14 protein-coding genes are annotated in these 21,295 nt (G+C 53.0%); 6 read left to right on the top strand and 8 right to left on the bottom strand.

The genetic code is table 11. The features are described 5' to 3' along the window. Positions 1-181 precede the first annotated feature (181 nt). The 3 genes from epsC to SH527x_RS18685 form a co-directional block, all read right to left on the bottom strand. Positions 182-1,147, bottom strand: a complete 966-nt coding sequence (gene epsC, locus SH527x_RS18695; RefSeq protein WP_437192205.1) for a serine O-acetyltransferase EpsC — start codon at positions 1,145-1,147, stop codon at positions 182-184. A gap of 127 nt (positions 1,148-1,274) precedes the next feature. Next, on the bottom strand, positions 1,275-2,555 hold the full coding sequence (locus tag SH527x_RS18690; RefSeq protein WP_437192204.1) for an MFS transporter: 1,281 nt from the start codon (positions 2,553-2,555) through the stop codon (positions 1,275-1,277). A gap of 683 nt (positions 2,556-3,238) precedes the next feature. Further along, positions 3,239-3,844 (bottom strand): hypothetical protein, encoded by a 606-nt coding sequence (locus SH527x_RS18685; protein ID WP_437192203.1) that lies wholly within the window; start codon positions 3,842-3,844, stop codon positions 3,239-3,241. A gap of 708 nt (positions 3,845-4,552) precedes the next feature. Between SH527x_RS18685 and SH527x_RS18680 the strand changes: the two genes are divergently transcribed. The 4 genes from SH527x_RS18680 to SH527x_RS18665 all read left to right on the top strand — a co-directional run bounded on the left by SH527x_RS18680 (position 4,553) and on the right by SH527x_RS18665 (position 10,204). Beyond that, positions 4,553-7,018 (top strand): ATP-binding protein, encoded by a 2,466-nt coding sequence (locus SH527x_RS18680; protein ID WP_437192201.1) that lies wholly within the window; start codon positions 4,553-4,555, stop codon positions 7,016-7,018. 437 nt (positions 7,019-7,455) lie between these two features. Next, entirely contained in the window at positions 7,456-8,523 is a 1,068-nt protein-coding gene (locus SH527x_RS18675) for an AAA family ATPase (RefSeq protein WP_437192200.1), read from the top strand. Between the two features lie 57 nt (positions 8,524-8,580). Beyond that, on the top strand, positions 8,581-9,495 hold the full coding sequence (locus tag SH527x_RS18670; RefSeq protein ID WP_437192199.1) for a DUF58 domain-containing protein: 915 nt from the start codon (positions 8,581-8,583) through the stop codon (positions 9,493-9,495). 268 nt (positions 9,496-9,763) lie between these two features. Then, the gene (locus SH527x_RS18665) at positions 9,764-10,204 is read left to right on the top strand and encodes a hypothetical protein (protein WP_437192198.1); all 441 of its coding nucleotides are present in this window, start codon (positions 9,764-9,766) and stop codon (positions 10,202-10,204) included. A 39-nt stretch (positions 10,205-10,243) separates the two neighbouring features. Here SH527x_RS18665 and SH527x_RS18660 read toward each other — a convergent pair whose 3' ends face one another. Continuing rightward, positions 10,244-11,341, bottom strand: coding sequence for a hypothetical protein (locus tag SH527x_RS18660; RefSeq protein WP_437192197.1), 1,098 nt, complete (start codon positions 11,339-11,341; stop codon positions 10,244-10,246). A gap of 217 nt (positions 11,342-11,558) precedes the next feature. Here SH527x_RS18660 and SH527x_RS18655 point away from each other — a divergent pair, with 217 nt between their 5' ends. Next, the gene (locus tag SH527x_RS18655) at positions 11,559-12,686 is read left to right on the top strand and encodes a DUF1570 domain-containing protein (protein ID WP_437192195.1); all 1,128 of its coding nucleotides are present in this window, start codon (positions 11,559-11,561) and stop codon (positions 12,684-12,686) included. Between the two features lie 551 nt (positions 12,687-13,237). Beyond that, a complete protein-coding gene (locus tag SH527x_RS18650) occupies positions 13,238-14,935 on the top strand; it encodes a 2-oxo acid dehydrogenase subunit E2 (RefSeq protein ID WP_437192194.1) in 1,698 nt (565 codons plus the stop codon). Positions 14,936-15,091: 156 nt separating this feature from the next. Here the strand turns inward: SH527x_RS18650 and SH527x_RS18645 are convergent, their stop codons facing one another. The 4 genes from SH527x_RS18645 to SH527x_RS18630 form a co-directional block, all read right to left on the bottom strand. Then, positions 15,092-17,080, bottom strand: a complete 1,989-nt coding sequence (locus SH527x_RS18645) for a PDZ domain-containing protein (RefSeq protein WP_437192193.1) — start codon at positions 17,078-17,080, stop codon at positions 15,092-15,094. Positions 17,081-17,158: 78 nt separating this feature from the next. Continuing rightward, positions 17,159-18,199, bottom strand: coding sequence for a S1C family serine protease (locus tag SH527x_RS18640; RefSeq protein ID WP_437192192.1), 1,041 nt, complete (start codon positions 18,197-18,199; stop codon positions 17,159-17,161). After that, positions 18,196-19,998 (bottom strand): S1C family serine protease, encoded by a 1,803-nt coding sequence (locus SH527x_RS18635; RefSeq protein WP_437192191.1) that lies wholly within the window; start codon positions 19,996-19,998, stop codon positions 18,196-18,198. Before SH527x_RS18635 ends, SH527x_RS18640 begins: the two co-directional genes overlap by 4 nt. Continuing rightward, complete coding sequence (locus SH527x_RS18630; RefSeq protein WP_437192190.1) at positions 19,995-21,245, bottom strand: NPCBM/NEW2 domain-containing protein; 1,251 nt, start codon at positions 21,243-21,245, stop codon at positions 19,995-19,997. Before SH527x_RS18630 ends, SH527x_RS18635 begins: the two co-directional genes overlap by 4 nt. Positions 21,246-21,295 lie beyond the last annotated feature (50 nt).

Here is a 21,295-nt window from a genome sequence, read left to right as displayed (position 1 = left end):
TATTGCCATTTATCTGGCATAAACGCCAATTTGAATTGGTACCCAGTGGACGCGGCGTTCTGCCAAGTCATGACCAAACAGTCCGAATCCCGACGCGAAATTCAATCAGGAAATCGCGATTTCCTCAGCTGGAAACCACTCATCACACAACGCGACACCCTGCCAGATAGAACGCTCCCCTTTAAATGCCGAGCCCTTCATCAAAGCTCTCGTGACGCACTTTTGCCTGAGTAATATTGCTTCCCGGTGCAACGCTCGTCGTCAACCAGACGTTTCCGCCGATAATTGATCCGGCCCCGATGGTCACACGTCCAAGAATGGTTGCCCCGGCATAAATCACAACGTTGTCCTCAACGATGGGATGCCTGGAGATTCCCTTCTGCCGTTTCATTTCCTCACTGGACATGAAACGCTTCGCCCCAAGGGTCACAGCCTGATAGAGGCGGACATTCTTCCCGATTCTTGCTGTCTCGCCAATCACCACCCCTGTTCCGTGATCGATGAAGAAGCGTTCCTGAATCGAGGCGCCAGGATGAATATCAATCCCGGTCAGCGAGTGAGCAATTTCCGACACAATTCTGGCAACAAGAGGCGCTCCCAGCGAATACAGTGCGTTCGCTAGCCGATAGTGAATAATCGCTGTTGTTCCGGGATAGCATGCCAGAATTTCATCGGAGCAAGTTGCTGCCGGGTCTCCGTCGAACGCTGCTTGAATATCACTCTCAAGCAGGGAACGAATCTCCGGTAACTTGCCAGCAAAGTCTCTTACGATCTGTACTGATTTCTGCCGGAGATCTTCGACAGCAGACTGATAGTGTTCTGAAGATTCATACTCCGACAGGAATAGCAGTTCCCGATTCACCTCCTCAACCAGTTCCGTGAGGATGATGTCCAGTGTATGTCCAACAAAATAGTCAATATTTCCGTTGGGAAAGTCGCGCGTACTTAATCGAACCGGAAACAATGCCGAGCTGAGCCGTTCCACAATCGAGGTCAATTGCCGACGATTCGGGAGCTTTCCATGATTGCGGACCTCTGCCATTTCGAAGCGATCCCGGAGTTTCCGGAGTTCAGAAACAACAGCATCAACATTCCATGTATGGTCACTGACAGATCGGAATTCCAAAGTTCGTCGAATGGAGGTCATGTCGACTCCGGCCTTTTTCTACAGCAAGCTCAATTGATCAGACAGCTCAATTAGAGCAATTTTCCGATCAGCATGGCAGAGAGAAATCCTCTGCCGGTTTCGGTGCTTCTTCTATTGAGAAGGTGCTTTACTGAGTTAACTCAGGTCGTGGTCGAATCGCCAGCACAAGAAACGCTGAGAACGCCGCGATCGCCGCAAAGACGCCAAAGATCAGGTTCAACGGGACATTCGCGTCGCGCAATTGCCCGAATCCCCAGTCGGCAAATCCTCCACAACTGATGCTGACGAGATTCATGATCCCATAACCGGTTGCTCGCAGTTCCGGGCGAGCAATCTGACACAGGATGGGCATATTGTTGCAGTCAAAGAAGCCCCAGCCCAATCCAAACAGCATCAGGAACAGAATCGCCATTCCCAAGGTCGAAGCGTTGCCGACTCCAAACATCGCAGGGATGATGCACAGCATTCCCAACGCACTGATATAGATGCGTCCCCGAATCGTCTTTCTCATCCAGCGATCCGCAAGCCACCCTCCAAAGATCGCCCCAAAGATTGCAGCCAACTGCCAGTAAAGAGTTGCAGAAACCCCTGCTTTCCCCTGCCCCAGGTTGAACTGCTCTTTGAGAATGGCAGGCATCCAGTCACGCACCACCCACCCCGCCAATGCAGGCAAGGTGAAGTAGCCTACGAGCAGAATGAACGAAGGATTGAGCAGAAGTTCGAAGACCGGCGCAACGATTCGCTTCAACCGCATCCCGATCGACAGCGATTCTGCCTGAAGCTGATCCCTCTTCAGTTCGTCGACGTCCCTTGGCAGATCTCTCAACAGAAAGACCAGTGGAATGGCGTACAGAATTCCAATGATTCCGCAAACATCGAACAAAAACCGCCATCCAAATTCTGGAGCATCAGCGACATAACCACTGAAGCCCCCAACGATCATCCCGAGATACATTCCGATCTGATGTAACCCGATCGCCCGTGACCGAGTCCTTCCCTGGTGGTAATCAGAAATCAATGCCAGCGCGGCTGGGATATAAAACGCTTCACTGATTCCCATCAGCGATCGAGCCCAAAGCAGTTCGCTGTATGAGGTGACATGACCAGTCCACCATGTCACGCAGGACCAGACAAACAGACTCGCACAAATCGTGTATCGTCGCCCGAACCGGTCAGCAATGATCCCTCCAATGGGACTGCAGAACGCATACACCCATTTGAACTGGCCGAGCATATACCCCCAGTTCTGCTCAGACGCGATGTCGGGAATCGCCTCCATCACCGAGAACTTCATCGAGGCAAGCATCTGCCGATCGAGATAGTTCAACAACGCAACCGGCATCAGCAACATCACAAAAAGCCAGGCAGTTCTGGACAGTGACTGATTGGATGCTGGCGGTAACGTCATCGTTGCAAATCCATTTGAAACGTGAAGGAAGTCACAGCGGCCCCACCGTCCTGCAAGAAACAGATGACGCTCAGATTGGGCGCGGTTTCAAATGCGGAGACGCAGGCCCCAGAATACAGATCACATCAACAATTGAACATGCCATTTCACGACACCGTCTCGTTACGGCTGACTTCCTGATCTCCGCATCCCAAATTCCCTGCTCTATTCCGTACCGTTAGACTCGCCTCGATTGTTGGATCGGTCATCAGCGCGCGCAAAAAAAGGGACACTTGCCAGTCGACAAGTGTCCCTTTTTATTCAAGCGAGAGCAGCCTCAACTACGAACCGCTCTGCTTCGAACAATTTGCTGCAAATCGCTCTGACGGGCAAAAATGGAGGGGGCCGCATTTACCCATCAAAACTCACAGCCAGTCAGTAAAAATATTGGCAAAGAGAATTGAACGTGAATGTCGAAGACGCTGCCACGTGCGGACATTCGCAATATCTCTGCCAAGAACTCCCCTGTCCTTCTGTCATTCACTCTTGAGCCGGGGAGCACACCCATCTCCAGAGAAACGTCTCACTGACTGATGCACTCGCTAGCAGACCTCGTGTCCATGTGGCGTTTTAATGGCGAAAAACTCTGGCCTTCGCAAGGTTTTCAGCACATCTTCGCCGCCACACGTCCGATGAGATCAAACTTAGACGAGTTCCAGTCGCCCATCTGGATACTGTCTCAATGCTGGCCCGATGCAATCTGGTGGACCGGCGTGGAGTTGAATACGGATGGTCTGTTCGTGGCTTGTTCCTTCGATTGTCAGGAAGGAAAGGTCAGCCATGGCTTCATAGCAGACATGACTGTTTGGAAACGCATTCCAGTAGATTGGTCCGATGGAATCAAAATGCTGGGCGATTTCACTGATATTAAAGCGGAAGTTGACAGGCCGCATCTGCCCGTCTTCTGGACCTCCGACGACTTCGTGTTCCCCTAAAAACAAGGCGACTTCCCAGCCCTGCTCGGACTTCTGACATTCGAAACCAACGCGGGCAACCCCACTGAATGGCTCGAATATCTGAGAAATACCATCAATTAATTGAACCAACCATTCCGGCAGGGACGGTTTGGCTGTTCGGCGTGCCTCGGCCATTTCCAGCTTTTTCACAAGATGCCGAATTGCCAGATGAGAATGACCCAACTGTGTCTCCCCTAAATAAAATCCACATCGAATTGGGCAGTGCCGATCTCCTCCCGGCGTCATCTGACCACGGTCCCCTGCGGACTGCCTGCTGAATTTGACTTCAGCCACCGGCGGTGTTCTCCTGCACTGTCCCACGACTGAAATATCGGGTGCTCATGATCAAGGTTCCAAACTATTCAGTCTCTTGAAGCCGGATCGTGCTGATCGAGTCGCTGTGCGCTGAACGTGCGGACCGTAGTGTCCAGCACGGGGAGACCATTGCAGATTGTTTCAGCTGGCATGCCCAGGACGGTCGTATCGATCAAGGGCAATTCTAACACTCCCCTCTGCGTGATCTTGCACAAAATCGAGCCGCTAAATTTGACTCACAGAAGTTTTGTAGTTTGAAGGAGAGTCAATTGAATCCATCCCCCACCGCTTGCAGCTCAGGATTCAAAAACAGAGCACCTGTTGCAGATCAACACATCATCCCGGGAACGCCACATCGAAACAGATTCGGAGTCAGAACGCAGCCACTCTCAGTCCCTGCTGAGAAAACACTTCTTGAAGTAATCCCGCCACTTCCGTTACGTTTTAGGGAATCAGCCTGTTCAACTCATTAAAAACGGATGATCAGGCAACACGTAATGACGTTCGTGAAATTGCATCGTCGGCTCGCATTTGCTTTTAACGTTTCGTGGGAAAAGACCATCACCTGATTCTGACTCACATCCGTATGATTCGATCATCGAGTCGCCATCCAGTCTGGTCGGTCGACAGTTCCAGATTGCCGGTCACGTCTCACTTCATCTTGCAATTCAGATCAGCGCTATCCCTATGTACGACTACGAAAAGCTTGGCGTCTTCTATCTTGGTCGCAGCTATGACATGCAGACAGACGAATTGTCACCTGATCCATTGCTCTATGACACCAAGGACCTGACAACGCATGCCGTCATCGTCGGGATGACCGGAAGCGGGAAAACCGGACTTGGCGTCACATTGCTGGAAGAAGCTGCAATCGACAATATCCCGGCCCTGATCATTGACCCGAAAGGCGATCTCGGGAATCTGATGCTGACTTTTCCGGAATTGCGCCCCGCCGACTTTTCCCCGTGGATTGAGCAGGCGGAAGCAACCAGAAAAGGAATGTCCGTCGAAGAGGCTGCCGCCCAGACTGCCGAGCTATGGAGAAAAGGACTCAGCGACTGGAATCAATCTCCTGAGCGAATCTCAATGTTCAGGTCCAAAGCCGAGGTTGCCATCTACACCCCCGGCAGCGATGCCGGTCGCCAGCTGACAGTATTAAAGTCTCTCGATGCCCCGCCACCGGCAGTCCGCGACAATGCCGATGCATTAAGAGATCGAACGTCAACAACTGTCTCTGGCTTGCTGACACTTCTCGGGATCGACGCTGATCCTCTCAATAGCCACGAACACATCCTGCTCTCCAATATCATTGAACAAGCGTGGCGTGCCGGACGTGATCTTGATCTGCCGCAGGTCATTCGTGAAATTCAAAGTCCGCCATTCGATAAAATCGGTGTGATGGACCTGGAATCCATCATCTCAGCCAACGAACGGCGTGCATTCGCCATGAAGATCAACAATCTTCTCGCGTCGCCTGCCTTCTCCAGCTGGACACAAGGCGAACGACTCGACATTCAAAAACTCCTCTACACCAAGGACGGCAAGCCCCGACTTGCAATCGTGTCGATCGCACACCTGAACGATCAGGAGCGAATGTTCTTCGTCACGATTCTGTTGAACGAATTCATTTCGTGGATGCGGGCTCAGCCGGGAACATCCAGTCTCCGCGCCCTCCTTTATATGGATGAAGTGTTCGGATATCTCCCGCCGACAGCGAACCCACCATCCAAGCTCCCGATGCTGACGTTGCTCAAGCAGGCTCGGGCTTACGGCGTCGGGCTGGTCCTCGCGACACAGAACCCTGTCGACCTCGACTACAAAGCGTTGTCCAATGCCGGAACATGGTTCCTTGGGCGACTGCAGACTGAGCGTGATAAAGCGAGAATGCTGGACGGTCTGGAAGGTGCCTCCGCATCAGCAGGTGTCTCGTTTAATCGCAAAGACATCGAGACAAAACTCTCTGGTCTGAAAAACCGAGTCTTCCTGATGAACAACGTTCATGAAGACGGACCGGTCATCTTCCAGACACGCTGGGCACTCTCTTATCTGCGCGGGCCAATGACACGCGACCAGATTCGAACATTAACTGGACCGGTCAAATCGGATTCCGTCAGCGAGTCCTCGGTTGCATTGATCGGGCAGAGCGCCAGTCAAGGTGACGATTCCGAAACCTCGTCGGCACCTCCAATCCTGCCACATGAGATTCGACAGCGACACCTCCCGGTCTCAAGTGGAGTTTCCAAAGCGTCGTCAATCGTTTACCAGCCAGCTCTACTGGCAGTCGGACGTGCCCATTACATCGATGCCAAACTCGGAATCGATCAATGGGAAGACATTGCCAGAATGGTGCTGATTGAAGGAGACACAGTCGAGAAAGATCCTTGGGACGCTGGCGAAACAGTCGCATTGAAGTTGCTCCGTGATACCGAGGCTGTCTCCGGGGCAAGATTCCTGAAAGTCCCGGCCAACATGCAACGGGCGACGTCCTACAAGAGTTGGGCCACTTCAGGAAAAGCCTACTTCTACCGCGCCCTTTCACTGAATTTGTACTACTGCCCGGAATTGAAGCTCTACTCGCAACCGGGGGACAGTGAAGGGAGTTTTCGGGCAAAAATGTCTCATGCCGCCCGTGAAGTTCGCGATCTGGAACTCGAAAAGATCAGAAAGAAAAGCGAAACGACACTCAACCGCCTGCAAGAGAAAGTTCGCAAGGCAGAACATCGCGTCGAAGTCGAGAAGCAACAGGCAAGTAGCGCAACGATGTCGGCCGCCGCCTCATTCGGGACATCGATCCTGGGTGCGCTGTTCGGGCGTAAGACAATCTCGGCTGCAAACGCAGGTCGTGCTGCGAGTTCATTCCGTGCAGCAACCCGAGTCTCGGACCAGCGCAGTGATGTCAAACGTGCCGAGGAGAATCAGGAAGTCGCTGAAGCCGAATTCGAAGAAATGCAAAAGCAGGTCGAACTCGACCTGGAACGCCTGAAAGAGAACTACTCTGATGACAAACTGACCCTTGAAACGAAAGCAATCTCTCCACGAAAGTCTGATCTTTCTGTTGAGGAGGTTTCGCTGGTCTGGCTTCCCTACGCCGTGACAGCAGCAGGGGGCCTTGCTCCGGCCTATGCTCAGGAAATCTTTATTCGAGACGAATAACGCGGACGTCCTCAGGTAGGCCGCCACGTAATTAAATGCATTTTCCGGAGAAAGACTGGCGCGTAAGCACCGGTCTTTTTCGTTTTAAGAAACAGATAAAATGGACACTCTTTTGTTTCCCGGACTGTATTTGCAGTTTGAAATTCCGGATTGAAGCAATTTCCGTCTGCAGGAAACTCTGTATCGCTTCTGCTGGAATGACCGAAACTGGAGTCCCTTCCAGCCTGGGGAACAGAGAGTTTCGGTGATTCCCCTTGGCGGAAGTTCCGGCTGTGCTTACGATGGGACGGGTGGTTGCGGCAATTGACCAGACTCTGCAGACGCTAAAGTCTTTCAATCTTCACAAGAGATGAAAGTTCACCGGCTGCAGGTTCAGCAAAGCGATTCCGCCAGTTGGCAACTTCCACCCTTGTATCAGCATTGTCAGGGAATTCGTGATGACGCAACTGCAGAGCGACGTGGGAGCAAAAGGGATCGAGAAGATCGGCAATGCTTACCAGGAAATCCGCAAACAGATGTCAAAGGTCATTGTCGGGCAATCCGAAGTGATCGACCAGTTGCTGATCGCCATGTTCAGTCGCGGACACTGTCTTCTGGAAGGGGTTCCCGGTCTCGCGAAGACATTGATGATCAACACACTGTCTCAGTGCTTGTCGATGTCGTTCTCCCGAATTCAGTTCACACCTGACTTGATGCCAGCGGACATCACAGGAACCGACGTTCTGACCACCAATCAGGAAACCGGCGGCCGCGAATTCAAATTCATCTCTGGCCCGTTGTTTCACAATGTGGTTCTGGCAGACGAAATCAACCGAACTCCGCCGAAGACACAGTCCGCACTGCTGGAAGCGATGCAGGAACGTCAAGTGACGGTCGGGATGACACGTCATATGTTGCCGAATCCGTTCTTCGTGCTCGCTACCCAGAACCCGATTGAACAGGAAGGGACGTACCAGTTGCCGGAAGCGCAACAGGACCGGTTCATGTTCAAGGTTTTCGTCGACTACCCGTCGTATGAAGAAGAAAAACTGGTTGCGATGCAGACAACTGGTAATCGTAAAGAAGAGATCCGTCCTGTTTTAACTGGACCGGAAATCATTGAACTTCAAACGCTGATTCGCGAAGTTCCGATCACCGACCACCTTGTCAATTACGCTCTCGCGCTGGTGCGCCAGACACGTATCGGACAGGCAGGCGTTCCTGATTTCGTAAATGACTGGCTCAGTTGGGGCGCCGGCCCGCGAGCTGTTCAGTATTTGATTCTCGGTGCCAAAACCCGAGCGTTACTCAAGGGCCGAACATACGTTTCAGCAGAGGACCTGCAAGCCCTGGCTGCTCCGGTTCTGCGACACCGCATTGTGACCAACTTCTCGGCAGAGAGCGAAGGCATCACGACAGACAAAGTGATCGACAAACTGCTGGAAGTCACTCCTTCAAAAGAGGGAGAACTGACCTCCGACCCACGACTAAAGGCCATCTTCTCTGCCCCAGTCGCAAACGCGTAATCCGCAGCGATTCCGTACCCAAAGGCCAGTCGCTGATCCGTTTCAAGTTGAAATCCCATGGCACGACCTGACCACAGTCAACGACTTCCACCAGAGGCTCTGGCCCGAATTTCCAAACTGGAAGTTCTGGCCCGACAGGTGGTGGAAGGTTTCATTTCAGGTCAGCATCGCAGTCCATTCTTCGGGCAGTCCAACGAATTCGCACAACATCGCGAGTATGTTGCTGGCGATGATATTCGCCGTGTCGACTGGAAAGTCTGGTCCAAGACAGACAAGTACTATCTGAAGCTGTACGAGGAAGAGACCAACCTGCGAACGATGATTCTGGTTGACGCCAGTGAATCGATGCAGTTCGCCTCAGGAAAGGTTTCCAAGTATGACGCCGCCTGTTCAATCGCAGCTGCGTTAACTTATCTGCTACTCCGACAGCAGGACGCAGTAAGTCTGGGGATCTTCGATGAGCAGATCCGCTCACGGGCGCCGTCCCGAAGTTCGCAGACTCATCTCGGCACAATTTTGTCCGTGCTCGCAGAAGAACAGCCGCAGTCCAAAACAGACATCCTGCGGATGTTGAGATCGGTCGCCGATGAGCGTTCACAGAAGGGAATGATCATTCTGATCTCCGACTTCTTTGTTGATCGGGATCAGCTCTTCAAAGGATTGGACCTCCTCCGCCGTCGCGGTCACGACGTCATGCTGTTCCATGTTCTGGATGACGAAGAACTCGACTTCCGGTTCACAGGCACAACACGCTTTGAAGGACTGGAAGAAGCTGGAGCACTTGTCTGTGATCCACGGGCATTGCGAGATGGCTACCTCGAAGCAATGCAGGCGTTCATTGATGAACTGCGACGCCAGAGCGCCCGGCGAGTGATTGACTACCAGACGATCCGCACCAGCACTCCGCTCGATGCCGTGCTGCGTCATTACATGAACCACCGCATCGGAATGCAGGGTTCAACGCGTCGATAAAGCAATCCTCGACATTGCCTGATGTTTTCAGCGACGCGAGAACACATCTGTACGCCATGAAACGACTCGATTCCGCATCTTGAGAGTGTTTCGAGATTTCCTCTCCGTCCCGCGACAGAGCGTTTGCAATTGCTATTATGCCCGCGCTTCGCTGGAGCAAGGGACATTTCTCTCGTTCACATGCCGCAGAAGTGAAGCTCACACACTGATCTCGCATGGAAACGAGAAACCGGTCTGAATGCAGACCACACTTTTCACTGAAACTGTCATGACGTCCAAACAGATTGCACTTCTTGTCGGCGGGCTTCTGCCTGCTGTTGGTCTCGGGATCGGAGCATTCTTCCAGAAAATGTCCGGTCATCACGGCATCGCCACTGGCCCCTTTCTGATTGTCGGCGGCCTTGTCATCAGTGCAGTCGGTGGCTTCTTTATTGCTTTTGAACGTGATGCCACCATCACTCCCAAAGCTGTAGGATATACCGTTCTCTTCGCCATCTCCTGGGCGGTTTCAAGCGGACTGATTTCCCTCGCCCTGAGAAAACTGGGAGCCAATCTGAGCCAGATTGTCCCGATTTACAACATGAATACGCTGGTTGCCGTTCTCGCCAGCATGATGCTCCTGGCCGAGTGGCGAACGGTCAGCCCTCCCAAAATCATTGCAGCCAGCCTGTTGATCATCGCCGGCGGAATCCTCGCCTCGCGCAGCTAAGACCGTTCCGGTCTATCAGATGGCCGCGCAGCAACGTGCTCATCGGGCAACCGGGACGTTTTTGATCTCAAACGGGATCTCGATGTCCGCGATCAATGCTGGCAAAGAATTGATCAATCGATCGCCGGAGTGCAGTGTGTGAATTTGCGGAAAGCGACACTGAATCGTGTGTCGTTCACCTTTGACTTCGATCAGTTCAACTTCGAGACACTTCACAGGCTTGTTGTCGCCAGAACGAAACCAGACTTGCTGGTGAAGTGCTTCCGCCTGATACGACTCCCATTTCACGCCAGGTGGATATGTCACCATCAGAGTGACACGCAATCCTGCGTCAGCATCGCATTCAACGCTTGTTAATGTGGCTTCGGTTTCTCCAACTGCCTGAATCCAATCACTCTTGTCGGTGAGGGAAAATTCGACCGGTTCAACGCCCCCCAGACAGAGGAGTTGCACCGCTCCCGTCATTTGGCAGCGATCCGGAACCGAGTCTTCATCCACCAGAAAATTCACAGTGAACTGAGTCGTCTGTTCATCGCAGGCAATCTCCCGCCTCGCATCGGGACTGAATGGAACAAATCGAGTCCCTGCTGAATCCAGATGGAACTGCGAATCACGCACCTTCATTCTGAGTGGACGCACATTTGCGGCGACATCGACTGCAACTCGGGCACGCAGCAGCACTGGTTCGTCACGGATCTCAGATGGGACAAGAGCAATCGTCGGGCGAATACGAACACAACGAGAGACGACTGCCAGGTCCGTTGAATCCGAGAATCGTAAATCCTTGTCACTCGATTCACTCCGAGTCGCACCAGATCGGGCAACTCCGAGCACCGACTCTTCAGCCAGTTTCGTTTGTAGCGCCCGCCGAATTCTCGATACGGCAACATTCGTCGCTTCATCAGCCGAAGCCTGTTTCGCAAGATACCGGAGCGCTGCCTCACCGGAATTCAACAGTTGATGCTCAGCCTGATCTCTGACGGCATTACTGGGCGATGACAGATCTTTCACCCATTGCTCGACTTGAACATCCGTGACAGGAGGAGCATCAGCGGCCCCACTTCTCCCGGTGAGCAGCAGCCCGACAGCACTGAGCACGATGATTGCAAACTTCAAATTGTGAAGTAGTTGAGCCATTCAGAAACAATACCTCATCCAGATCCGTCCTGTCAGGGCGAAGACGAGAATGCTCCTCATGAAGGGAGGTTTCGGAAATCGAAATCCGGCCACGTCGACAATTCCGACCTATAAATAAAGAGTCAGAAAAGGGGTGACCGGAGCTCTGGTCATCGCAATCGTGTCAGTATTCGTCTGCAGAACTGCAATTCGCAAACATCTTTATAAGCACCACGCGATGAAATCACGCTGGCTCCGCATTCTGTGCCTTCTGCCGGGTCTTTTGACCGGCTTTACTCTGACGTTATCCGCGCCCAGTTGGGTTAGTGCCGCCCCGATTATCGAGTTGAAGACGAATACCGGGGAATATCAGGGAAAGAACGTCGCCCATAACGAGAAAGTCAGCTGGGTAGCATCACCTGACGGGAGCTATCAGTCCGTCTTGCTGGATCAGGTCATCAGTTTCAAAAAACTCACCGCAGAGTTTCAACCACTTTCCACCACGAAGGTTGCAGAGATCCTCAAACAGGAACTCGATCGAAACTATGAGGTGCAGACTCAAGGAAAGTACGTCATCTGTGCTCCCAAAGGAAAAGCCGGGGCCTATGGGGACATCCTCTCCGAAGTTGACCGCTCCTTCTCAGGCTATTTCAGCCGACGGAATTGGACGCTTGCGAACACTGAGTATCCCCTTGTCGTGGTGATTCACCCAAGCCGACAGAAATTCGATGAAGCCTGTCAGGAATTGAGTCTTCCGACATCAAGTCTTCTGCAAGGGTTCTATCACCCTCACTCAAATAGGGTTGTGCTCTATGACATCCAGGAGTTGCCAAAATCCGCATCGACGGCCAATTTGAAGTCAGCTATCTCCGAGGATGCCCGAAAAACAATAATTCACGAAGCAATTCATCAGTTGGCGTTCAATACCGGACTTCATTCTCGAATTGGGCAGAACCCTCGTTGGGTCGTCGAAGGACTTGCCACAAATCTGGAGGAAGGTGGACTCCAGAGCCGGGTCAAAGCCGGAACCGCCAGCCGCATTAACGTCACGCGACTGAACCAGTTTCGAAACGACCGAGCGAAAGATCGAAATCACACGATCACATCATTAATCACAGACGACGAAACGCTTTACAAAACTGACCCGATCAATTTCTATAGCGAAGCCTGGGCGTTCAACTTCTATCTTTCAGAGCAGCGTCGCCCTGATTACATCAATTATTTGAAGCGAATCGCTCAACGTAACCCGCTCTCGGAAACGTATTCCCCGGAAGACCGGCTCGCTGATTTTCAGGCGGTTTTCGGGAAAGATACGAGCTGGATCGAAATTCAATTTCTTCGCTTTATTGATGGCCTGCCGGAGTGACCTGAGAAATCAGCATCAACACATGGCGAACTGTTTTCACGACAGGAATTCCCCTTCGATTCCGATTCCATCGAAAATCGGGAATTCACGATCAAGATCAGGACGGAAGTTAGGCGTAACCCCTTTGCCCCAGTCCTCCTGCTTGGCTATGATCCGTCGCAGCGCCCCTGAGCGGAAATTGCGCCAGAGCCGCACCACGGTGACTGACAGAACGACCTTTACGATCGTTTCGTCAATTCCAATAGGGAGAAGGGGGCGGTGATGTCGATGTAATTGACATCGAATCGCCTGCCGACAGAAACTCCTGTCTGTCTTCCGGTTCCAAAGAATCGGCAGACATTGGAAACCCAGCCAGACAAACGACATCAATCGAGTTTCAGTCAGGTGACAACTCGCCAGACGACAGAGCTCGTACAGAAGAATACGAATTCATCGGACTCCGATAATCGGAACTCCGCCGGTAGCCAATCAGAGAACGCCGCTGTGCGGGAACACTGCCAAGCCACATTGCTCGCCAGTTCCCTTCCCGCCTGCCCAAAATAGACCCGACCATGAGTTTTGAACTGAAACTGCCCAACATCGGTGAAGGCGTCAACGAAGCGGATATTGCGGACATTCTTGTGTCCGTCGGTGACACTGTTGCCGCCAATCAAATCGTGATGGAACTTGAGACCGAAAAGGCAGTCGTTGAACTCCCCTGCCCTGAAGCAGGTACGGTCGAGAAGATTCACGTCAAAGCAGGCGATTCCGTCGCCGTCGGCGCCCTGGTCATCACTCTTGCCACCGGAGCAGCAAAAGCACCAGTTGCTGCTCCAAAAGCAGAAGCACCTGCAGCCGCCCCTGCTCCACAAGCAGAGAAGAAACCAGAAGCGGCCGCACCAGCTCCTCAAGCTGCGATCGAACCTGAAGCCGAAATCGTGGAAGGACCGATCGAATTCGTCTTGCCACCACTCGGTGAAGGAGTGAATTCAGCCGATGTCGCTGACATCCTCGTCTCAGAAGGAGACGTCGTTGCAGCCAACGCGATCGTGATGGAACTTGAAACCGAAAAAGCGGTCGTTGAGCTCCCTTGCCCACACGCCGGGAAGATCAAGAAGATCCACGTCAAGTCAGGCGATTCCGTCAACGTCGGAGCCGTTGTTCTGACGATCGAAGCAACAAGCAAGGTCGCCAAGTCAGCTGCAAAACCAGCGGCAGCTCCAGCGCAAGAAGCAGCTCCAAAGGCGGCTCCAACTCCCGCAACTGCACCTGCTCCGGCAGCCACACCGACCGCAGTTGCAACAACCGTAAAGCCGGTAGAAGACCTGTCAGGAGAACCATCTCCTGCAGCACCATCAACACGTCGCCTCGCACGCCAACTCGGAGTCAATCTCCGGGATGTCAAAGGCACCGGCGGCGGCGGACGAATCACTCAAGACGATGTTCAGGCATTCGTACGTGAACGCCTGCAACAGACGACGAATCTGCCAGCCAAAGCAACAGCCATCAGCACCACGCTGGCGACTGGATCACTGGCACCACCACCACTGCCTGACTTCACACGATTCGGCCCTGTCGAACGTGAGAAGATGAACAAGATCGCCAGAACAGCAGCAGAAAACCTGACTGTCGCCTGGCAGGTGATTCCACACGTCACCCAGCACGACCGTGCCGACATCACTGATCTTGAAGCAGCACGAAAGCGATTCTCTGCCGGTGTTGGCAAGAACGGACCAAAAGTGACGATGACCGCCATCGTCATGAAGGCTCTCGCCAAGTGCCTGCAGATCTATCCAAAGTTCAACAGCAGTCTCGATCCCGAAACAAACGAGATCGTCTTCAAGAAGTTCTATAACATCGGGTGCGCAGTCGACACACCAAACGGACTACTGGTCCCTGTTGTCAAGAACTGCGATCAGAAGAACATTCTTGATATCGCACTGGCGATCAACGATCTCGCAGCCAAAGCTCGCGACCGGAAACTACCAGTCGACGATATGCAGGGAGCCACCTGTACCGTCACCAATCTGGGCGGCATCGGGGGCGTTGGATTTACACCAATCGTGAACTACCCAGAAGTCTGTATTCTCGGAATGTCACGTGGGCAGACAGAACTGCAACTGGTCGACGGCAAGATTGTCGAACGACTGATGCTGCCACTCAGCCTTTCTTATGACCACCGTGTCATTAACGGAGCCGATGCAGCTCGATTCGTCGGAACACTCTGCAACCTGCTTGCCGATCCATTCCAACTGCTGACTACTGTTTAATCTGATGCATGTGTCATCCAATTAAGATGACACTGATCACAGAACTGAACAGCAGAAAAAGAAGACAGTCAAAATTCAGCCGGGTTCTCTTCAACAGAGAGCCCGGCTTTTTTATTTAACCCGAGACGCGAGCACCGCAAGAGAGACCGATATGGTCTAGATCCGGTCGAGAACGTCGAGCCAGATCGCGAGTGACGAAATCACGTCTGCAGGGATCGCTTCCCCTTCTGCCGCTTTCTGCTCGATGAAATAGGCAGGGAGATTCAACTGCTTCACAGCCTGAAACGACTGCACAACACGTTTATGTTGCGGGTGCTGAGGAGAGGAGACAAACGCAAATTCCAATGGTGATTCCGGGTCAGCATCAGGTGGTCGAATCCGTAACGCAGCGTTCTGCAGAATCAATCCCCGAAACAGGTCGCGATACTTGAATGCAACCTGACTCGCAAAGATCCCAGAAGAGTCACGTCCCATCACAACGACTCTGGCCGGATCAATCTGATAGGTCGCTTTCATTCGGTCGACAATCATTTTGATCGACTCCAGATGTTCTTCTGACCATCCACTCACATCTCCGGCGCGTGGGCCAACCAGAATCACTCCTCGTTCACGACATGCAGTCGACCACGCTTTCAGAGTCTCTGCTTCAGAGACATCTCCAGTCGGGTGCAACCAGACGAGGATTCCCCATTGGTAGTCGGGACGATAATTCTCAGGGACATAGGCCCAGTATCCAAGTCCATCGTTCGGCAACTGATCATTGAACCGGCCTACCTTCGCTTCCCCTGTGGACTCAGGCTGACGAATTTCCTCTGCGTTCAATGACTCTGGTGGATCAGACGGCCGCTGTATCAGCGTCGCCGAGAGCGTTTGCGGCATCCCATTTCGACTCACTCTGACCGGCAGGTTTTCGCCTGGCTGTAAACGATAAACCCGCTCTGCAAGTTGCTTCGTCGTTGCCACCACATCATTCGCCGCCAGCTCGATGAGATCACCTGACTGAATTCCCGCCTTCTCAGCGGGACTTCCCGGCATGACGGCTCGTACTCGGACGCCGTTCTGTTCTGCGGTCGCGACTTTACGGTCAGGCAGAACCCCGAGGTAACTGAACACGAAGGCTTTTAGTTCGTCGGTCAGCGTCACATCCTTTTGCAAGACCTCTTCACCACGCTTCACTTTCAGGTGAACAACGTCCTTGGCGTAGAGCGTCCCGAGAACGTGCTTCAGATCACTGAGTTTCTCAACCGGCTTTCCATTGATCTCAACAATGACGTCATCAACACGGATCTCTGCCAGATCAGCTGGCGATTCAGGACGAACACGAATTGCTTTCGCGTCTCCACTGACTGCACCGGTATCAGGAAACCCGATCCCCATGAGACCAGGCTTCAAGGTTTCGCCTTCAATCAGTCGAGGCAGCACAGCTTGAATATCCGTCAGCGGAACCGCAAAGCCAATTCCACTGTCATACCACTCGACACCGGCAGTTGTGCCTTGTGCATCAGGTGAAAGTGGGACAATGATTCCCAGACAGCGACCAGAGAGATCAATCAAAGGACCGCCGTAGTTCACTGGAGACGTCTTTGCATCCGTCTGCAGAGCCCGCCCCCAGATTCGGTTCACTGCACTGACAATGCCGACAGAGACATTCGGAAACTTCAGGTCGAATGTGCGTCCGAGGGCGAGTGCAAACTGCCCGACGCGTACTTCATTCGCAGGGATTGGCTTCAGTGGAACCAGACCTGTCGCATTCACCTTCAACAGAGTCAGCATACGAGACTCATCACTCGCAACAATTACCGCCGCGAGCTTCTGCCCTTCCCAAGTCGTCACAACAATGGACGACGGGTTCGCGAGAAAGTTAAAGCTGCTTGTGATGATATAGCCATCTTCGCGAACCACACACCCGGTCGTTGGGCCAGTTCCGGTCAACACTTCTCCCACCAGATCGACACCGCCAATGGTCTCAATTCGGACCACGCTTGGGTCGACTGCGGCAACAGACTGTTGAAACGCCAACTGCATTTGAGCGGCATCTTCCGCTTGCGCTGTCGCAGCGAAGAACATCATGATTCCGCAGGCGACGGTATTCAGCAAACAGCGACGTAAGGAGTGTGCGGTCGACGAGTGAGTGAGACAGTTCATGAGCAATGGTCCGTCGAGTCCTACAGCGAAGTGCTTCGTAAATCGTTCAGCAGCAAGAAAGCAGGTCAGGCACCCAACTTACTCAGGCGCTTTTCTCGGAACACGAAACGTCACAGAAATCAATTCTGTATCGCGTCGCACCACAAGTTGCAGATCATCACCCGGTGGCAATTGTCGCAGCACGGTGTCGAGACTTCGCAATGAATGAATCAGTTCTCCGTTGGCGAACACAATCAGATCATCCGGTTTCAAACCCTGTGCTGCCGCCTGTGAACCTTCGACAACCGTTTCAATATAAGCCGGCGTTCGAAACACCACGTCAGGCACGAGAACCAACCCGAGATCGATAGGTCGAACTCCATCAGACTTCGTTGGCATCGAGTCTGCTAAGGGGTCGCGCCTTCGCGTTCGTCCAGCAACGATGTCATTGATCGCGTCTTTCAAACCATCAATCGGAATTGCGTAATTCAACCAGACGTGATTCTGATCACCACGGACCTCACGACCGAGAATTCCCAGCAGGCGTCCGTCGTATGAAGTTAGAACGCCACCAGCTGCACCGGGGTTGTTGGTCACGGCATCGATGAAATAAACGCTCTCTTTATAGGGAATCTGAAATCGTCCTCGACGTGCATTCAATGTTGTCTTCGCAGAAACAATACCATGCATCACACTGACAGGTTCGTCTCCGACAGCAACCTTAAAGACGTTGCTGAATGCCAGAACAGGAGCACCGGGCCCGACGACTGCGGACTGTCCCAGTTCGAAATAAGGCAGCTCGGTTGCATCAATCTTCAGAACAGCCAGATCCAACTGAGAATCGGTGCCAACCACGCGGCCGAAGAACCGACGTCCATCAGACAGCACGACAGAAACCGTATCCGAGTCCAGCAGGTGGCTCCACACGGTCACAATATGGCCATCAGGCGAGACCAGAAAACCTGACCCGTAACTCGCGAGGTTCTTCAATCCGCCGGCACCATACAACTTGACGACCTTCGACTGCACATTGTCAAAGACCTCGCGCAGATCCTGTGCCTGCAGATGCTGGGACATCAGCGAAATCGTGACAACTAACAGGCAGATTAGACTCTGCAATCGGAATGGAACAACACTCATTTCTGTCCTCCTTCCGCTGCCGTCTGAAATTGCAATCCAGTCACTGTCAGTGTCCCAAAATCCTGATCGCCACTGCGAATCTTGAGCGATGTCGGGAATGAAACATCTCCAAATGTCTTCAGCTCAGAGAACCGGATTTCACAAGGATCGGCATCTTCTTCAACTGCGGAATCAAACCCGATGAACTCGCCGGTTTCACGTCGGAAATACCAGCGACAAGTCACGAGTGACTTGGTTGTCACCAGCACGTCCACCCGTTCCTGAGTCCCAGCGAGTGGCTCGCTTCCAAGGTAATACAGTTCAGTGAAGTACTCGTCACGATTCAGCAGCATCTGCTTAAGCTGCTCCAATGCAGTCAGCAGACCGCCACTCTTCTCCGGGATGTCCCGTGCTTCTTCATTGAGCGGTTGGACAACGAAACTGGAACCGATTTTTGCAGCAACCGCATCTGGGAACATGCGAATATCGATGAGTGTCGAATCGGCCAAGGTCCCGGTCAGAATCCAGCGATTTGGTTTCCCCGCATAGACTCCCCATTTCTGCAGACCGGGGAGCAACCGCTTCTGCGCCTGCTCATTGTAGTAGTAGTTTGCGAACTCCGAGCGTTCGACGAACAGATGAGCATACTTCTCTGGCGCAACCGGCTTCTTGGGTTTCTTCATCTCCGGGTGTCCAGGCGGTGGCGGTGGTTCCCCATCACCTGGGTCGCGTGGCGGAGCCTTCGGATTCCGCTCCATTGGATCCTCTTCCTCACCGGCCAATTCAGCACGACGATGCAGCCCCATCAATCGGACTTCAATATCATACCGTTGACCTTCTCGACGATATGACAATGGAACAGTCCAACCTTTCGGATAGATGCCCAGGATGTTCTTGAACTGATTCACACTTCGAATCGGACGCCCGGCGAACGACAGAACTTCGTCCCCCCAGCGCAGCCCTCTTCGATAGGCCGACGAATTCTCAAGGATGCTGGACACCACGACCGACCCGTCTGCGGTTCCAGTAACGGTGGCCCCCAAAGTCGCATGGTCGACAACACGTCCACTTTTCAGGTGATCAAGAAAGTGCATGACCTGATTAATTGAAATGGCATAACCTGCCCCCACGTTCACGCGACCACGCTTCTCAACAGAGATACGACCGTTAATCCCGATCAGTTCTCCCTGCATATTAAACAACGGGCCGCCTGAATTCCCGGGGTTAATCGATGCGTCGACCTGAATACAATCGGTGTATTCCAGAAACGTTCCCGCTGGATACTGATACCGATGCACACCGCTGACCATCCCATAGGTCACAGTCGGTTGCAGGTCAGTCGCCAGAAGAAACGGGTTCCCCATTGCGAAGACCATGTCCCCAGCCTGAACATTGTCGCTGTCTCCAATCTTGGCATGCGGGAAGTCATCGCGTCCCAGCAGCTGAATCAGTGCGACATCTCCAGTTGGATCGATGCCCACCAGCACTGCGTCATAGAGCTTTCCGTCGTTCAAGCCGCACTTCATGAAGCCGTCTGAACCTTCAACAACGTGAAAGTTCGTCACTGCGAAACCCGACGCCTCGATTAAGACGCCGGATCCTCCGCCAGCCCCATCTCCAGCAAAGACAGCAACAACACTGGGAGCCACACGGGCCATTGTCTCGATGCGCTGATTCTCGGACTGCTGCAGAGAAGCAGGGATCTCAATGGGATTGGCACGGCAGACATTGCGTCCACCATGCATTACCACGACACAAAGAGCGATCATCCCAGACAGGAAGAATGTCACCCGCCGCTGATTGATCTGTTTTCTGTTCAACGAATCACCTGAGCATCGCCAAGGCCAAAGTGTTCCAGAATTCCCTGAGACGCACCAAGGGAGTCAATCTGAATAGAAAGATCACGGACGTCCGCAATATCGAGGTCGACAGGAACAGGAGCATCGTCCCAGGCAAATTCCTTGCTGAGCAACTCTTTTCCGTCCCCGAGAATGACCAGGCGAACCTTGGGTTCAAAACGCGGCATCTGTGTGACGTGTGTCAGTTCAAATCCAGCAGTTGTTCGTAGTCGGGTGTACTCCCGATTTAATCGGTATCGCAGTACAGCACCGGAATGCAGCCACAATCCGCGTTTGAACTCATTCTGCCCGATTCGCAGCACCGATTTTCCACCGGAACCGGCAGGCGAATTCTTACTGACAAACCAGACAACAGGATCGCCAGGGCCAGGCGATTTTGATTCACTCGCATCAAAAGCAAGATCCGTCAGAAACCGGATTCGACCACCGCCGAAATCAAGGTTCGAGATCCGGTTCACTGGCACATTGACGTCACCGAGTGAAGCCGATTTCACTTTCAGAACATCACCATCCAACTGCAGACTGGCTGCCTGAATCAGATCACCTGAGATGGTCCGAATCGCAATACGTCGGGCTGCTGGAACCGCTGCCGGGGTCGCAAGGACCACGCCGAAGACTCTGTCGCGCGGAGCGGAAAGTTCTCGTCCTCGAACCAGCATCGTCACGGAATCCGCTGACACCTTGGCAATTGAACCTCCAACATAATCGAGGACCTCACCTTTGCGAATGACCAGCAAATCGTCACGTGAATTTCGGGTGCGTAAATCTTGCCAGCTTCCAGTCACCTTCGCGTCTAATGTTCCCAGTAAGATATCGCCAAGCTGTCGCAGTGGCATGGTCATTGTCCCAAATGCAGGGGACTCCAGAGTGGCACTGGTCCCATCACTCGCCATCGACGTCACCTGCAACTGAGACTGGTCATTACCGGTCACAGTCAGAAACTTTGCATCGCCGGTCTCAACCGCACTGGCGTTCAACTCAAGTTGCATGACTGACTTGGCATCAATCTCCTGTATCCCCTGCTCCGTCTCCAGCTGAACCTGATCGAGAGTCAATCCGGCCAGATCGCCTGACACGGTTTCGCCATTTAACAGCGTCACAGTCGCTGGTGGTCCGGCAACCACTGGTGAAGCAAAACCAATCAGCCCGATAACGGAGAGTGCAAAGAGGAAAAGACGATGGCGTACTCGATACGCAGATTCCAGCATGACACCTTCAGGGAACGCTGCGAAGCGGCCACATGAAAGAGCGCATCGCT

It is taken from the genome of Planctomicrobium limosum, from assembly GCF_051465645.1.
GTDB lineage: Bacteria > Planctomycetota > Planctomycetia > Planctomycetales > Planctomycetaceae > Planctomicrobium.
This window is presented reverse-complemented; position numbering and strand designations above follow the sequence as displayed.

Coding starts and splice junctions, on each gene's coding strand:
- epsC (WP_437192205.1), bottom strand. CDS start 1,147: ATGACCTCCATTCGACGAACTTTGGAATTCCGATCTGTCAGTGACCAT.
- SH527x_RS18690 (WP_437192204.1), bottom strand. CDS start 2,555: ATGACGTTACCGCCAGCATCCAATCAGTCACTGTCCAGAACTGCCTGG.
- SH527x_RS18680 (WP_437192201.1), top strand. CDS start 4,553: ATGTACGACTACGAAAAGCTTGGCGTCTTCTATCTTGGTCGCAGCTAT.
- SH527x_RS18675 (WP_437192200.1), top strand. CDS start 7,456: ATGACGCAACTGCAGAGCGACGTGGGAGCAAAAGGGATCGAGAAGATC.
- SH527x_RS18670 (WP_437192199.1), top strand. CDS start 8,581: ATGGCACGACCTGACCACAGTCAACGACTTCCACCAGAGGCTCTGGCC.
- SH527x_RS18665 (WP_437192198.1), top strand. CDS start 9,764: ATGACGTCCAAACAGATTGCACTTCTTGTCGGCGGGCTTCTGCCTGCT.
- SH527x_RS18660 (WP_437192197.1), bottom strand. CDS start 11,341: ATGGCTCAACTACTTCACAATTTGAAGTTTGCAATCATCGTGCTCAGT.
- SH527x_RS18655 (WP_437192195.1), top strand. CDS start 11,559: ATGAAATCACGCTGGCTCCGCATTCTGTGCCTTCTGCCGGGTCTTTTG.
- SH527x_RS18650 (WP_437192194.1), top strand. CDS start 13,238: ATGAGTTTTGAACTGAAACTGCCCAACATCGGTGAAGGCGTCAACGAA.
- SH527x_RS18645 (WP_437192193.1), bottom strand. CDS start 17,080: ATGAACTGTCTCACTCACTCGTCGACCGCACACTCCTTACGTCGCTGT.
- SH527x_RS18640 (WP_437192192.1), bottom strand. CDS start 18,199: ATGAGTGTTGTTCCATTCCGATTGCAGAGTCTAATCTGCCTGTTAGTT.
- SH527x_RS18630 (WP_437192190.1), bottom strand. CDS start 21,245: ATGCTGGAATCTGCGTATCGAGTACGCCATCGTCTTTTCCTCTTTGCA.